General features: G+C 42.9%; 1 protein-coding gene. It reads right to left on the minus strand.

Annotated features, from left to right (window positions below; translation table 11 throughout):
* Window positions 1-99: 99 nt before the first annotated feature.
* Window positions 100-564, minus strand: a 465-nt coding sequence (locus GXO74_07045; GenBank protein NOZ61422.1) for a glycosyltransferase family 2 protein, incomplete at its 5' end; no start/stop codon positions are given.

Below are 564 nucleotides of genomic sequence, written 5' to 3' on the forward strand. Positions count from 1 at the left end.
AGTTTCGAGTTGTAGTTTCGAGTTAAAAGTTCAAGATGTGAAGACCTCAACTTTTTATGGCCATTTCAATCCCTCTGCTGATAACCCAAAACCCGCAACTCATAATTCAAAACTGATTTTTAATTTTCGGTATTTTTCCGCTTCTTCGAAATTTTTTCTTTTTTCAAATCCATTAATTAAAATATCACATTTTTTCTTTAACATGCGTATTGTTGCGTCTCTGTCTGCCGAAGATAGCGTCTTTTCTGCCAACATTTTCTCCAGCGCACGAACGCGAAAACGATCCATGCCCCAGAATTTCCGCGATAGCTGATCCCCGTGGCCGCCGTATTTTACAATCAATGGCTTTTCGATGAAGGCAACGGGAAACTGGTGACACACACGGAGCCAGAGGTCGTAATCTTCGCACACGGTCATCGTTTCATCAAAAAGGCCAACTTTTTCAAATACATCGCGATGGATGACCACTGCTGACGGTGAAATGATGCACAGCGGCAGACAGCGCTGGTAGATCCAGCCTCCGTATTTTTGGTGAATTTTTTTCTGATTGACGCGCACTCCGTT

The sequence above is a fragment of the Calditrichota bacterium genome (assembly GCA_013152715.1).
GTDB lineage: Bacteria > Zhuqueibacterota > Zhuqueibacteria > Thermofontimicrobiales > Thermofontimicrobiaceae > 4484-87.